This window comes from Halalkalibacter nanhaiisediminis, from assembly GCF_007830185.1.
Lineage (GTDB): Bacteria > Bacillota > Bacilli > Bacillales > Bacillaceae_D > Halalkalibacter > Halalkalibacter nanhaiisediminis.
The window spans coordinates 95722-109303 of the sequence record NZ_VLKZ01000010.1 but is presented as its reverse complement, the minus strand read 5'-3'; the positions used below and the strand labels follow the sequence as shown (position 1 = coordinate 109303).

The following is a 13582-nucleotide window of genomic DNA, read 5'->3' as shown; positions in this document are numbered from 1 at the left end:
AAATAGTCTGGTGGCGATAGCGAAGAGGCCACACCCGTTCCCATGCCGAACACGGTCGTTAAGCTCTTCAGCGCCGATGGTAGTTGGGGGCTTCCCCCTGTGAGAGTAGGACGTTGCCGGGCTTTTTTGTTCCACAGTAGCTCAGTGGTAGAGCAATCGGCTGTTAACCGATCGGTCGTAGGTTCGAGTCCTACCTGTGGAGCCATTTTTTTTGCTTCCATAGCTCAGCCGGTAGAGCACCACCATGGTAAGGTGGGGGTCAGCGGTTCGAATCCGCTTGGAAGCTCCAGAAGAATACATATATTATGCGTCGTTTAGCAATTGCTGAACGACGCTTTTTGCTATTTCATGATAAGTTGATAGTCAGTATTGCAGCACGGTAATGTAAAATGAATGGATTTAGTCAACATAAAAAAAGCACTTGAAGACTCCATTAACACACAATAAGTCTTCAAGTGCTTTTTATTCATTAACCACTAACAAACTGAACCAATTCCTTAGGATATTGTTTAAGAAAGTGATAAATGGCGTTGGCCACACCGTCCTTGGAGTTTGGTTTTGTTATGAATGTGGCAAGGTGTTGCACAAGGCTGTCAGCATTCCCCATCGCAGCACTTTCTTTAGTAACGGCAAACAACGATAAATCATTGCCACTGTCTCCAATTGAGAGGCTATTTGTTAGAGGGAGATTTAATCGGTTGGCAAGTGCGACAGCAGCAAAACCTTTTGATGCTTTTGCGTCCATAAGTTCAAAGTTATGGGGGGAAGAAGTGACAACTGTAAGTCGTTCATCATTTCTGAAGTACTCTTTTCCGTATTCTCGTTTCATTTCATCAAAGGTAAAGGCAAGGATATTATAGTAGATGATCTCTTGTTGGAGAAAAGCCTCTATGTTATGAATAGGGAGATATCCTTGTTGATTCCTTTGCTTAGCAACAGCATTGACAAGTGAATTGCGATCAATCGTTGGATCTGCACTAAATGCTTTATCAATTTCGATTGTTAATAATGATTGACTATTAAAAGGGCTAAAGATACCTTTAGGAGTGAACACCTCATAATAAAATCCTTGTTCATGAAGCCATCTAATTGCTTTCTTCCCCACATTTTGTTCCATAGTTGTCTCGTTTAATAGCAAACCGCTCTCGTCATGAATTGCTGCGCCATTTGCGCTAATAATACGTAATTTTAGAGGAGTTTGTTTAAGGATATGTTGTACATCAAAGAAAGCTCTTCCTGTGGCTATAATTACCTCAGCACCACGTTTTTGTGCCCATTCGATTGCGTTAATGTTTTCAATACTAATGACTTGCTGCTCGTTTAACAAAGTACCGTCCAAATCAATAAAAATAAGTGGTTTCACGTTATGGCCTCCTTATGACACAATCATCAATTCAACATTGGCATCTGTAAGCTTTTCCTTTATAGCATTAGGTGGTTCTTCGTTTGTAATCAGTAAATCAATATCTTCAAATCCAGCAAAGCGATAGAAGCTTGTTTGGTTGAATTTTGAAGCATCAGCAAGAATAATCACTTGCTTTGCTTGTTTAATCATCTCTTTCATAACAGCACCGTCACCTTCGTGGGCTACAGTAAATCCATGTTCCGAAATGCCAACGACACCTAAGAAAGCGCGATCCACAAAGAAGTGACTCAGTGATTCTTTGACAGAGGGACCATATAGGAAGAAATGTTCTTTTTCAAGAATGCCTCCTAATAGATGAACATGAATGGATGACGGATTGCTTGTAAGTAACGTGGCTTGATGAATCGAGTTTGTCACGACTGTACAAGGTATAGTGATCGCTTCTGCGCAAGCTTGAACAGTTGTAGAAGCATCCAACAAAATATAATCACCAGAGCGAATAAGAGAAGCTCCTACTTGACCAATTTTTCTTTTTTCTTCAGAAAAGGTTTCTAGTCGTTGATTGTATGGTTTAATTTGTTCATGAAATTGAGGGAGAAGAGCTCCGCCACGTGTACGAATAATTGCCCCCTGCTCTTCAAGACTGACTAGATCTCTTCTTGCGGTATCACGTGAGACACCAAACAATTGACATATTTCTTCTACGGAAATGCGTTTTTGCTCTTTTAAGTGTTCAATGATGGCCATTAACCGTTCTTCTTGATACATAAAAGCCTTCCTTCCTTTCTATAAAAGCTACTATAATAGTAAGTGTTTTTAAGTGTTTGTGCAACAACTTAAGTTATTATAATTTATTTTAAGTAAAAAAAAGAACCCTTATCAAAAGGGTCTCTTTTATGTAAAATATTATTTATCCACTTGATTTTGTCTAAGCCCTGTAATTGCACGTACTAATTTAATATCAATACCATAATCAAGCATGCATTCAGCCACTTCTAATCGTGTTTCTTCTTTTGCTTTGTCTCGGATATATTCTAAAATAGTAAGTAACTCTTCGTGAGAGTGACGCCTCGCTTCGCTCATTCATATCACCTCAAATATATTTTTCTTTCATTATACCGAATGTATGTTCTTATTAACAACTTAAAAAAAATAAAAAAGTTAGCAAAAGGGGTTGTTTTCTTTTTTTTATTTAGATATAATACTTTTTGTCAGCAAGAAAGACTTGCTTATAAGGCCCGTTGGTCAAGCGGTTAAGACACCGCCCTTTCACGGCGGTAACACGGGTTCGAATCCCGTACGGGTCATTATTTAGTGCAGGACATGCTTACATATCTTGTACTTTGGAGGATTAGCTCAGCTGGGAGAGCACCTGCCTTACAAGCAGGGGGTCGGCGGTTCGATCCCGTCATCCTCCACCATATATGCCGGCCTAGCTCAATTGGTAGAGCAACTGACTTGTAATCAGTAGGTTGGGGGTTCAAGTCCTCTGGCCGGCATCTTCATTATGGAGGGGTAGCGAAGTGGCTAAACGCGGCGGACTGTAAATCCGCTCCCTCAGGGTTCGGCGGTTCGAATCCGTCCCCCTCCACCATTTCATACTGGGCTATCGCCAAGCGGTAAGGCAACGGATTTTGATTCCGTCATGCGTTGGTTCGAATCCAGCTAGCCCAGCCATATATGAGCCATTAGCTCAGTTGGTAGAGCATCTGACTTTTAATCAGAGGGTCGAAGGTTCGAGTCCTTCATGGCTCATTTTTTATTACTATTAAATATGCGGAAGTAGTTCAGTGGTAGAACACCACCTTGCCAAGGTGGGGGTCGCGGGTTCGAATCCCGTCTTCCGCTCCAATACGAATACGGGGCCTTAGCTCAGCTGGGAGAGCGCCTGCCTTGCACGCAGGAGGTCAGCGGTTCGATCCCGCTAGGCTCCACCAATATACTTAAACTATTCAAGCCATAGATGCTAGCATCTATGGCTTTTTTACACTATTTAACCGGTTTGTTTTTGGGTTCGGCGGTTCGATTTATTAAGGCCTCGTACTCATTTAAGAGTGCATCTAGTTGGCGGCTGTAATTTACCATTTTTTCAGAGGGGAGAGGAGTATTTTTTGATCGCTGGTTTAATAAATGTCTGTAGCGTTCAATCTCTCTAAGTAGAAGTTGTTCTTTACCCATTTTGTCGACACCCTTCTATGAAATGATCAGTATTTTTTGTTTACGCATTGAATTGGTAGATCATTTTACATATACCCCATCTTGTTACAAAAAATATCAAATGGAAACGATTTTACACAAACCGTGTTATGATAATGTAAATAAAGAAATTAATTTACATATGAATGTTTCTTCAGGAAAATAGTTTTAATGAAACGAAACGCAAAGCTATTCCGTATACAAAGTCAGAACGAATGTGGGTAGGGGTAAGAACATGGAAACGATTGTGAAAAGATTAATCCGGGAAGTGAGGAAAGGCGATCAACAAGCTTTCGCTGAAATTGTGGAGCTTTATAAGGATAAGGTGTATCAGATATCCTACCGAATGGTTGGTAATGTCCATGAAGCGCAAGATATTGCTCAAGAAGCATTTTTACGTGCTTATACAAATATGGATCGATTTGATATTGAACGAAAATTCTCAACATGGTTATTTCGAATTGCTACTAATGTCGCCATTGACCGCTTAAGAAAAAGGAAGCCTGATTTCTATCTTCAGGATGAAGTGAAAGGGTCTGAAGGTTTGACTATTGAGTCACAGTTAGCTGCAGGGGATGATTTGCCAGAAGATCAAGTCGTCACTCTTGAAATGCAAGAATGGGTTCAATCAGAAATTAATCATTTGCCGCCTAAGTACCGAACAGCTATCATTTTAAAATATATTGAGGATCTATCCATTAATGAAATCAGCGACATTCTCGATATGCCTCCGTCCACCGTTAAAACAAGAATTCATCGTGGGAGAGAAGCGCTTAGAAAGAGAATGCGTGATGTATAGGAAGGGGTGTTAGATATGAAATGTGAGCAACATTACGAAGAATTAATACAAGCATTCTTAGATGGAGAAGCAACGGAAGGAGAAAAGGAGCAGTTAGATGCCCATCTCGCGCATTGTCCTTCCTGTAGACAACATTTTCATGAACTTAAAAAAGTGATTGCGTTTGTACAGAGCTCTTCCCATATCGAAGCCCCTGCCGGTTTTACAGAAGGGGTAATGGCTAAATTACCAGAGCGAAAGCAAGCTTCAAAATGGAAGCAGTGGACGAGGCAGCATCCGATTCTCATTGCGGCAGCCATCTTTATTTTGTTAATGTCGGCGAGTATCTCATCACTTTGGGATAATGGTGATGAACAAGTTGTTGTGACGGGTTCTGGTCAAATTGTTATTGATCAAGAAACGGGTAAAGTATTAGTACCAGAAGGAGAAGTAATTGAAGGAGATTTAATCGTTCGTAACGGTTCTCTTCAAGTGGATGGAGAAGTTCGAGGAAATGTCCTTCTTGTTAATAGTGAGCCATACCTTGCATCTGCTGGGCATGTGTCAGGAGACATTGATGAAGTAAATCAAGTACTTGAATGGGTTTGGTATCATATCAAAGGGTTTTTTAAAGATGTCGTGACAATCGTCGAAGATTAATAAAGGATGACTCATAAGTGTATGACCTAGGAGCTTTTACTAGGGGGAGCCACTTAGCTAATGAGTCATCCCTTCGTTTTATAAGAGAGCCTTTTCTGACTATTGATTGGACCTCAATTAGAAGGCGTGTTGGTTGGCAGTTTATTTGTGCTATAATGGAACGAGTGAAAGAGAACATAAAAGTGAATCTCTTTCTACGTATGTCAATGGTTTGGAGGAAGAGCCATGTTTTCATTGGAAGACTTTAGTTTGCTAAATTATCTCGGGCAGATTGTCGATATCTTGCTTGTTACTTACGTTATATACAAACTGATTATGGTCATACGTGGAACAAGGGCTGTGCAATTACTAAAAGGGATCACTGTTATTTTGGCTATTTGGTCCTTGAGCAGGCTCTTAGGACTGCGAACACTCGAATTTATTATGACTCAAACAGTTACATATGGTTTGCTGGCGATTATTATTATTTTCCAGCCAGAGCTAAGACGAGCGCTTGAACAATTAGGGAGAGGGAGATTATTTTCTAGTCGGACCATTCCTCAGGATGATACGGTTAAAAAATCAATCGACGCCATTGTAAAAGCATCTACGTATATGGGGAAACGTCGTATTGGTGCACTTATGTCCCTTGAACGCGAAACAGGTATGAGTGATTACGTTGAGACTGGAATTGCAATGAATGCCAATTTAACATCTGAATTGCTCATTAACACATTTATCCCGAATACACCTCTTCATGATGGGGCTGTTATTTTAAAAGAAGATAAGATTCTTGCAGCAGCGTGCTACTTACCGCTTTCAGAGAATCCATTTATTTCAAAAGAATTAGGGACGAGACATCGAGCTGCACTTGGCGTTAGTGAGGTTACAGATTCAATAACGATTATTGTATCTGAGGAAACAGGGAATATCTCGCTAACGAAAAATAGTGAATTGCATCGCGATCTAGATGAAGAGCAGTTAAGAGCTTTGCTTGAACAGGAACTGCTCACAGAAGTTAAGCAATCAACCACTTCACGTTGGCAGTGGGGAGGAAAGAAGAATGGATAGGCTGTTTAATAGTCATTGGTTTGTTAAAATCATTTCTTTCTTTATTGCATTAATGCTCTTTACCATGGTAAACATGGATAGTATTAGTAGTCAACCAGGGGTGTTACCAACGATCAGTTCTGCTACTTATACGCTTGAAGAAGTGAAAGTAGCAGTGCTTTATGATGAAGAGAATTATGCGATTACCGATCAAACGGAGCATGTACAAGTGAACTTAAGAGGACCTCAAAGTGAGATTACGCTCTTTCAGCTATCGCGCCCTTCCTATGAAGTTTTTGTGGATGTAACGGATCGTGGAGAAGGGGTACATACGTTAAGTGTCCAACATCGTGGGTTCCCAAGTGATTTAACCGTATCAATCGTGCCGCAATTTGCACGAGTGGAATTACAAGAAAAGCAAACAGTGTCGTTCCCTGTCCAAGTTGATTTGTTAAATACAAATGAGGTAGAGGAAGGCTACAAAGTCGGTACACCAATCGTGACACCAGTTAATGTTGAGGTAAGGGCTGCTCGTAGTCTCGTATCTCAAGTGGCAGAAGCTAAAGCTTATGTCGATGTCTCAGGCGTCGATAAGGTTGTAGAGGAAGCAGCACCAGTGAAGCTTTACGATGAAAATGGTCAGGAATTAGACATACCAGTTGAACCAGCTGTCGTCAATGTCAAGGTGCCAGTGACGAGTCCAAATCGTAATCTTCCAGCTCAAGTGTCACGGACAGGAGAGCTTCAGGAAGGGCTTAGTGTGCAAGGGGTTGAGATTGAGCCAGCTGAGGTCACGGTCTATGGTCCTCTTGAAATTATAGACAGTTTAAATGTGATTGGAGTTGGAACGCTTGACCTCAGGGAAGTGAATGAAACAGGAACCTATAAGATGACAGTGCCCGTTCCTGCTGGTGTAGAGCGAGTGTCACCTGAAACCGTCAATGTCACGGTTGTCACTGCCGAAGAGCAGACGAAAGAGATGACAGATGTACCAGTCGAAGTGGTAGGAGCGAATGATGGTGAAATAGTTACATTTGACGGAGCGGATAATAAAGTCATTACGCTAACGTCTAGAGGGTCAGAAGCATTATTAGAAAGATTGTCATTGGCAGATATTCAAGCTTATGTCGATGTAAGTGACCTGCCAGAAGGCGATCATGTAGTAGAGATACAGATTAATGGTCCACCAAATATCCGTTTTAGTCCGAGTGAAAATACAATTCCAATTACAATACGTAATGAAGTGTCTGAAGGAGAGAATGAATAATGGGAAATTATTTTGGTACTGATGGTGTGAGAGGGGTTGCGAATACGGAACTAACTCCAGAACTTGCCTTTAAGCTTGGTAGAATGGGCGGCTACGTATTAACAAAACATACAGAGAAGCCAAGAGTGATCATTGGTCGCGATACACGTATATCTGGAGAAATGCTGGAAAGTGCGCTTATTGCAGGTCTTTTATCCATTGGAGCAGAAGTTATGCGTTTAGGTGTAATTTCCACTCCAGGTGTTGCCTTCTTAACAAAAGCATTAAGTGCAAATGCAGGCGTTATGATTTCAGCTTCGCATAATCCTGTTCCTGATAACGGTATTAAATTTTTCGGTCCAGATGGCTTCAAGCTGCTTGATGAACAGGAGTTAGAAATTGAGCGCTTATTGGATGCAGAAGAAGATGAACTACCTCGTCCAACTGGTGGAGAGCTTGGACAAGTCAATGATTACTTTGAAGGCGGTCAGAAATACTTACAATTCCTTAAGCAAACGGTTCAAGAAGATTTCTCTGGTATTCATATCGCCTTAGACTGTGCGCATGGTGCCGCTTCTTCACTTGCACCGCATTTATTTGCTGATCTTGAAGCGGACATTTCAACGATGGGAACAGCGCCTAATGGGGTCAACATTAATGAAGGTTGTGGCTCTACTCATCCAGAAGCATTGAGTAAGTTAGTGCTTGAAAAAGGTGCCCAGGTTGGACTTGCCTTTGATGGAGATGCAGATCGTCTAATCGCTATCGATGAAAAAGGAGAAATTGTTGATGGCGATAAGATTATGTTTATTTGCGCGAAATACATGAAAGAGCAAGGATGGCTCAAACACGGAACAGTCGTTTCAACCGTTATGAGTAACCTCGGTTTCTACAAAGGACTTGAAGAGCAAGGGATCGAAGCGAAGCAAACAGGTGTTGGTGACCGTTATGTCATGGAAGAGATGAAAAAAGGCGGTTACAACCTTGGCGGGGAACAATCAGGACATATTATCTTCCTTGATCATATTACAACTGGAGACGGATTACTTTCTGCTCTGCAACTTGTAAACATTATGAAAGCAACAAATAAGCCTTTATCCGAGCTTGCAGCTGAGATGCAAACATTCCCGCAAAAGCTTGTGAATATCCGTGTAACGGACAAGCATGCTGTTAGTGAAAATGCTCTCGTTCGCGAAGCAATAGAAAAGGTTGAAGAGGATATGGCTGGAGAAGGTCGTGTGCTTGTACGCCCGTCAGGTACAGAGCCACTTGTGCGAGTGATGGTAGAAGCAAAATCAGAAGAGCTATGTGAGAAATACGTAAATGATATTGCGACTGTTGTTACACAAGAAATGGGCTTAGCAGAATAAAAAAAATCATATGCATAAGTAGCACATTAGAGGCTATTTATGCATATTTTTAATTACCGCTTTGTTGCTATCAAAAATCTTGTAAGAATGTTTCCAATCATTGACGTGCTAACATCATTGCGGTATGATTATCGTTAGTCAAGGATAGCGAGGAGGATCGAATAAAAACATACTAAAAGCGCCAGGACTACACGAACGTGCAACTGTGTAGTTGACGAGGAGAGGGTTTATCGAGTATTCGGCGGATGCCCTCCGGTTGTAGCATGACAACCGCTAAGCTTCTGAAAAAACAAAGAGGCAACTTTTTGGACAAAGACAGAAGCGACCATGCCTTCTAAATAAAAAAAAGAGTGGGGGCAAGTTTGCCCTCTGGTTGCTTGCCCCCGAAACTTGGGAGGTAACTATTTATGTGTGGAATTGTTGGTTATATTGGAACGGAAAATGCAAGAGAAATCCTACTTAAAGGATTAGAAAAGCTCGAGTATCGTGGCTATGATTCAGCTGGTATTGCTGTGGCAAACGAAGATGGCGTTCACGTTTTCAAGGAAAAAGGACGTATTGCAGCGCTTCGTGACGTTGTTGATGCAACAGTTGATGGACCAGTTGGAATTGGTCATACACGTTGGGCGACGCACGGTGAGCCTAGTCGCGTCAATGCTCATCCGCATCAAAGTGAAACAGAGCGTTTTACACTCGTTCATAACGGTGTCATTGAGAACTACGAGCAGCTTAAGCGTGAATATTTACCAGGTGTGACTCAAAAAAGTGATACAGACACGGAAGTCATTGTTCAGCTTGTTGAGCTTTTTGTAACAAAAGGTCATTCAGTCGAAGAAGCGTTCCGTCAAACATTATCCTTACTAAAAGGATCGTATGCGACAGCTCTTCTTGATAAGCGTGACACTGACATCGTGTACGTAGCAAAGAATAAGAGTCCACTTTTAATTGGTGTGGGCGAAGGTGCAAATGTGATTGCGTCTGATGCAATGGCAATGCTACAAGTAACGAACCAATTTGTTGAAATTATGGACGAAGAAATGGTTCTAGTTACGCGTGATGATATCACGATCAAAACACTTGATGGTGAGGTTAAGAACCGCGCACCTTATACAGCTGAGCTAGACGCAAGTGACATTGAAAAGGGAACATACCCTCATTTCATGCTTAAGGAAATCGACGAGCAGCCGTTTGTTATTCGTAACATTATCCAAAAATATCAGAATGAAGATGGTACAGTTCATTTAGATGATGACATTCGCAGTGCAATGAAATCATCTGATCGCATCTATGTTATTGCAGCAGGAACGAGCTACCATGCTGGCCTTGTCGGAAAGCAGCTCATCGAAAAAATTGCACAACGTCCAGTAGAAGTGCACATTGCAAGTGAGTTTTTATACAATATGCCACTTCTATCTGAGAACCCACTCTTTATTTTTATTTCACAAAGTGGTGAAACAGCTGACCTTCGCGGCGTTCTTGTTGACGTTAAGAAGAAAGGCTATCGAGCATTAACGATTACAAATGTACCAGGATCAACACTATCACGTGAAGCTGACTTCACGTTGCACACTTATGGAGGACCAGAAATTGCCGTTGCCTCTACTAAGGCATATACAGCACAAATGGCGGTCTTTACATTACTTGCTGTTGATACAGCTAAGGCAAGCGGAATCGAGCTCGATTTTGATCCAATTAAAGAACTAGGAATCGTTGCGAACGCAATGGAAATCCTTTGTGATCAAAAGGATCGTTTCGAACAAATTGCACGTGATTACTTGTCTGTCACACGTAACTGCTTCTTCATCGGACGTGCAGCCGATTACTTTGTCTGCCTAGAAGGAGCCCTTAAGCTAAAAGAAATTTCTTATATTCAAGCAGAAGGCTTTGCTGGCGGCGAATTAAAGCACGGTACAATCGCGCTTATCGAAGACGGCACTCCAGTTATCGCAATTGCGACACAAGAGCACGTCAACCTAAGCATCCGTGGTAACGTAAAAGAAGTAGCAGCTCGTGGCGCAAATCCATGCATTATTAGTATGGAAGGCTTAGAGAGTGAAGGCGATGCATTCGTGTTACCAAAGGTGCATGAACTCCTAACATCACTTGTTACAGTAATTCCGCTTCAATTGATCTCATACTATGCAGCACTACACCGCGGTTGCGATGTTGATAAACCTCGTAATCTAGCGAAAAGTGTAACGGTAGAGTAGGTTTGATAGAGAGAGTTAAGCGTTTTGGACCAGCAAAATATAGTTGTTCCTTAGCAAAATAAACTGTATTCTTGGTCAAATAAACGTTCGCTAACACGAGCGAAAATCGGAATCACCATCCGATTTTCCTCGTGTTTTTTGTTGGAATGAAAAGAGCGAGGAAAAAGACTGGTGAAAAAGAACGTGGGAGAAAAAGCAAGGGGGAAAGCAAGAAAAAAGAAGAGGGAAGCCAGCATTTTAGGGAACAACTAATTCGCCTATAGAATATGGAAAGAAAGTTGTACCAGGGGTTTGAAGTGTGGGTTAGGGAACGACTTTATTTTACCGGTACATCTGTATTTTTTAAATAGACTAAATAGCATATCATTTTTTTGAATATTCTTAATATAATTACTTCAGGTTAATAGTCCTATAATTGCAAAAGGTGATATAAAATGAATAAAGTTGTAGTCACAGGATATGGCATTAAAGTACCGTGAGCAATTAATATAGAAGAGTTCTTATACAATTTAAGAAATGGAGTTTGTGGACTAGAGTCTGTTAATAATATCACTCCAAAAGGTGAGTCAACTATTGTAGGTTTAATTAAGGATAATTTTGATGAAATACCTCGTGAAAGAAAGTATGAAAGATTATCAAGACCTACTTTATTAGGTAGGGCAGCGGGTAAAGGAGCATTAAGTCATTCAGGTCTAGAAGATTTTAAAAATAAAAAAATTGGTTTGTTTTTCGGAATCTCTGTTGGTAATATCGGTGAAAAAACATATCAAGATTCAATTATACACGCCAATTCAAATCATTATAAAAGTATTCCTATTCCTTTTGCTCATAGTGCCAACTATCATAGTATTACCTCAGCAATTGGTCATTTTTTAGGAGTAAATGGAATTACAAAAACAATTACAACTGGTTGTACCTCAAGCTTAGAGGCCATTCAAGATGCGATGGTTTATTTAAAAAGTGGAGTTATTGATATAGCCATTGTTGGCGGAAGTGATAGTCCAGTTGGAAAAGTAGCTGATAGATGAAGAAGCCAGTACCTTTCCATTCTGAAAGCAAGGGATTTGCTATGTCGGAAGGTTCAGGGGTTATTATTCTTGAAAGAGAAGATGATGCTCTAAAGAGCAAACATACTTGGTGAGGTAGAGAATGTCGTTTCAAATAAACGCTTGATCAAGAAGTGAATGAGGTAGCAATGACAAACCATGGATGTGGTGGAAACAATGCCTGCGCTTATATAAAAAAAGTACAAAAGGGATGCATAACCGTGATTACTTCGTTATTAATTATGACTATTGGGTTAATCCCTTTAGTTTTAGCAATAAATGTATTAAAGATTTATAAAGGTTCACAATTAGGAATTGCATTATTACTGTTTATGATGTTGATTTGTTTTTGGCAAATAGACATTGGAGTGTTGTATTTAAAAGGGATCATTCCTGAGCATATCATATTACTATTATTTCAAATTTTCCGTATCGGACCTACATTTATTGTTCCAATAACGTTTTATATAGCCTATCTCGTTATGCATAAGCATTCACCAAATTTGAAGGGAACTCGTTACTATCAAATTATTGTATCGTTATTAAATAAGAATTTAATGTTGTTATTTGGAGTTTGGAGTATGTTTGTTTACTTCATTAACTGGACACCTTTAGGTATAGAAGGATTAAGGGTCGTAAATGTAAAATACTCAGACATAAGTCTGTACTTCCCGGTTTATGGAGAGTTTCACTATTTGTATCTCATCCATATAACCATCTTTGTTTTTTTATTAATGTTGATATTTATTATTTCTAGAGGAATTCAAAATGTTTACTTAAAGAATTTTTTAGGTACATTTTCATTTTGTGCCTTTTTACTATTTACAACAGGTATGGTGAATTTCATACCAGGTACGGGGGCTATTGTAAGTAGTATAGGCGTCATTCTTTTTTCATCCTTTATTATTTTTTCCTTTGTTAAAATGAACATCTTAATGACTATAAATTATAATAAGTTAATTGAACGACAAAAAAAGCTGGATTATTCAGGTGGACTCACATCTAGTTTAGTCCATGAAGTAAAAAACAATTTGCAAGTGATTAAAGGCTATTCCAAAATGTTAACGCGATCGACATCTTTATCAGAAAGTAAAAACATGGCAAGTATGATTCAGTCAGCGGCACAAGGATTAGAGGATTTAACAAATAATTATAACGTCTATATAAGTAATAAGATCATTCAATTTAGAATGGCAGATTTAAATAAAATTATAGAAGAAGCTATTAAGATTACTTCAGAAATAATAAGAGAAAATAGAGTTAACGTTTCCTTTGAGAAAAAATACAGGTCACTAAATACATATGTAAGTGAGACCTTTATAAAACAAGTGTTTATTAATTTAATAAAAAACAGCTCAGAATCAATTAATGCTGATGTAAAAGTAAGGAACATTAAGATCGACACGTTCGTAATGGGTGATCAAATTATTATCGATTTTATCGATACAGGTCATGGAATACCAGTTAGTGAGTGGGAGTCTATTTTCGATCCTTTTATTTCCTCTAAAGACACAGGAATGGGCGTAGGACTTCCATTTGTACGAAAAGTTATTTTTGAGCATCGGGGTGAAATCAAAGTATATGATAGCAGCTCGAAGGGGACTACATTTAGAATTATTTTACCGCAATATGAATTTAGTGAAATATAAAATAAAGAGAACCCTCTATGGACAGAGCTTCA

Annotated in this window: 12 protein-coding genes, 10 tRNA genes and 1 rRNA gene; 19 read left to right on the top strand and 4 right to left on the bottom strand. The window is 39.7% G+C overall.

All coding sequences use genetic code 11. The annotated features are described in order from the left end of the window. Positions 1 to 6: 6 nt before the first annotated feature. The 3 genes from rrf to IQ10_RS15805 all read left to right on the top strand — a co-directional run bounded on the left by rrf (position 7) and on the right by IQ10_RS15805 (position 289). Positions 7 to 122: ribosomal RNA gene (rrf, locus tag IQ10_RS15815) — 5S ribosomal RNA — on the top strand. 8 nt (positions 123 to 130) lie between these two features. Further along, positions 131 to 205, top strand: a tRNA-Asn gene (locus IQ10_RS15810). 8 nt (positions 206 to 213) lie between these two features. Then, a tRNA-Thr gene (locus IQ10_RS15805) sits at positions 214 to 289 on the top strand. A 180-nt stretch (positions 290 to 469) separates the two neighbouring features. Here IQ10_RS15805 and IQ10_RS15800 read toward each other — a convergent pair. The 3 genes from IQ10_RS15800 to IQ10_RS18210 form a co-directional block, all read right to left on the bottom strand. Then, the gene (locus tag IQ10_RS15800) at positions 470 to 1363 is read right to left on the bottom strand and encodes a Cof-type HAD-IIB family hydrolase (RefSeq protein WP_144451442.1); all 894 of its coding nucleotides are present in this window, start codon (positions 1361 to 1363) and stop codon (positions 470 to 472) included. Between the two features lie 12 nt (positions 1364 to 1375). Next, the gene (locus tag IQ10_RS15795; RefSeq protein WP_144451441.1) at positions 1376 to 2134 is read right to left on the bottom strand and encodes a DeoR/GlpR family DNA-binding transcription regulator; all 759 of its coding nucleotides are present in this window, start codon (positions 2132 to 2134) and stop codon (positions 1376 to 1378) included. Between the two features lie 138 nt (positions 2135 to 2272). Next, positions 2273 to 2449: a hypothetical protein gene (locus IQ10_RS18210; RefSeq protein ID WP_199757440.1), complete on the bottom strand. Its 177-nt coding sequence runs from the start codon at positions 2447 to 2449 to the stop codon at positions 2273 to 2275. 152 nt (positions 2450 to 2601) lie between these two features. On the opposite strand from IQ10_RS18210, the gene IQ10_RS15790 reads away from it, so the two are divergent. The 8 genes from IQ10_RS15790 (at position 2602) to IQ10_RS15755 (ending at position 3303) form a co-directional block, all read left to right on the top strand. Continuing rightward, positions 2602 to 2673, top strand: a tRNA-Glu gene (locus IQ10_RS15790). A gap of 38 nt (positions 2674 to 2711) precedes the next feature. Then, positions 2712 to 2787: transfer RNA gene (locus IQ10_RS15785), tRNA-Val, on the top strand. Positions 2788 to 2792: 5 nt separating this feature from the next. Further along, positions 2793 to 2865, top strand: a tRNA-Thr gene (locus IQ10_RS15780). 10 nt (positions 2866 to 2875) lie between these two features. Beyond that, positions 2876 to 2960 (top strand) — tRNA-Tyr (locus IQ10_RS15775). 8 nt (positions 2961 to 2968) lie between these two features. Then, positions 2969 to 3043, top strand: a tRNA-Gln gene (locus tag IQ10_RS15770). Positions 3044 to 3048: 5 nt separating this feature from the next. Beyond that, positions 3049 to 3121: transfer RNA gene (locus tag IQ10_RS15765), tRNA-Lys, on the top strand. Between the two features lie 21 nt (positions 3122 to 3142). Beyond that, positions 3143 to 3217 (top strand) — tRNA-Gly (locus tag IQ10_RS15760). 10 nt (positions 3218 to 3227) lie between these two features. Beyond that, positions 3228 to 3303: transfer RNA gene (locus IQ10_RS15755), tRNA-Ala, on the top strand. 52 nt (positions 3304 to 3355) lie between these two features. Here IQ10_RS15755 and IQ10_RS15750 read toward each other — a convergent pair. Beyond that, positions 3356 to 3544 (bottom strand): aspartyl-phosphate phosphatase Spo0E family protein, encoded by a 189-nt coding sequence (locus tag IQ10_RS15750; RefSeq protein ID WP_144451440.1) that lies wholly within the window; start codon positions 3542 to 3544, stop codon positions 3356 to 3358. Positions 3545 to 3797: 253 nt separating this feature from the next. Here IQ10_RS15750 and sigW point away from each other — a divergent pair, with 253 nt between their 5' ends. The 8 genes from sigW to IQ10_RS15710 all read left to right on the top strand — a co-directional run bounded on the left by sigW (position 3798) and on the right by IQ10_RS15710 (position 13550). Beyond that, positions 3798 to 4361 carry an RNA polymerase sigma factor SigW gene (gene sigW / locus IQ10_RS15745; protein ID WP_144451439.1) on the top strand — a complete coding sequence of 188 codons (564 nt, stop codon included), beginning with the start codon at positions 3798 to 3800 and terminating at the stop codon, positions 4359 to 4361. A 15-nt stretch (positions 4362 to 4376) separates the two neighbouring features. Continuing rightward, entirely contained in the window at positions 4377 to 5000 is a 624-nt protein-coding gene (locus IQ10_RS15740) for an anti-sigma factor family protein (RefSeq protein WP_144451438.1), read from the top strand. A 225-nt stretch (positions 5001 to 5225) separates the two neighbouring features. Then, positions 5226 to 6050, top strand: coding sequence for a diadenylate cyclase CdaA (gene cdaA / locus IQ10_RS15735; RefSeq protein WP_144451437.1), 825 nt, complete (start codon positions 5226 to 5228; stop codon positions 6048 to 6050). Next, positions 6043 to 7296, top strand: coding sequence for a CdaR family protein (locus IQ10_RS15730; RefSeq protein ID WP_144451436.1), 1254 nt, complete (start codon positions 6043 to 6045; stop codon positions 7294 to 7296). Before cdaA ends, IQ10_RS15730 begins: the two co-directional genes overlap by 8 nt. Beyond that, a complete protein-coding gene (gene glmM / locus IQ10_RS15725; protein ID WP_144451435.1) occupies positions 7296 to 8645 on the top strand; it encodes a phosphoglucosamine mutase in 1350 nt (449 codons plus the stop codon). The genes IQ10_RS15730 and glmM overlap by 1 nt, the downstream gene beginning before the upstream one ends. 407 nt (positions 8646 to 9052) lie before the next feature. Next, positions 9053 to 10855: a glutamine--fructose-6-phosphate transaminase (isomerizing) gene (glmS, locus tag IQ10_RS15720; RefSeq protein WP_144451434.1), complete on the top strand. Its 1803-nt coding sequence runs from the start codon at positions 9053 to 9055 to the stop codon at positions 10853 to 10855. 482 nt (positions 10856 to 11337) lie between these two features. Continuing rightward, positions 11338 to 11883, top strand: coding sequence for a beta-ketoacyl synthase N-terminal-like domain-containing protein (locus IQ10_RS15715; protein ID WP_144451433.1), 546 nt, complete (start codon positions 11338 to 11340; stop codon positions 11881 to 11883). 167 nt (positions 11884 to 12050) lie between these two features. Next, a complete protein-coding gene (locus tag IQ10_RS15710) occupies positions 12051 to 13550 on the top strand; it encodes an ATP-binding protein (RefSeq protein WP_144451432.1) in 1500 nt (499 codons plus the stop codon). Positions 13551 to 13582: the final 32 nt, after the last annotated feature.